General features: G+C 62.1%; 1 protein-coding gene. It reads left to right on the top strand.

Annotated features, from left to right (window positions below):
- The coding region (locus tag SZ63_RS12280; RefSeq protein ID WP_048185817.1) for a cation:proton antiporter domain-containing protein at positions 1 to 248 on the top strand (248 nt) is incomplete at both ends.

Here is a 248-nt window from a genome sequence, read left to right as displayed (position 1 = left end):
ATCCACGCTACGGCGTCATCGGACTTCTCGGCGTGATCCTCCCGTGGATAGGTGGCTACATCACTGCCGTTTTCTTCGGGTTCGACTTCGCGAGCGCGGTCTTCGTCGGCACGGCACTGACGGCGACGAGTATCGCCATAACCGCAAACGTTCTCAAGGAGATCGGCGTGCTCCAGACCGGGGCGGCAAGAGCAATCATCGGCGCTGCGGTCATCGACGACGTCCTCTCCCTCCTGGTGCTTGCCGTC

Origin of the sequence: Methanoculleus sediminis (assembly GCF_001017125.1) — an archaeon.
Lineage (GTDB): Archaea > Halobacteriota > Methanomicrobia > Methanomicrobiales > Methanoculleaceae > Methanoculleus > Methanoculleus sediminis.
This window is presented reverse-complemented; position numbering and strand designations above follow the sequence as displayed.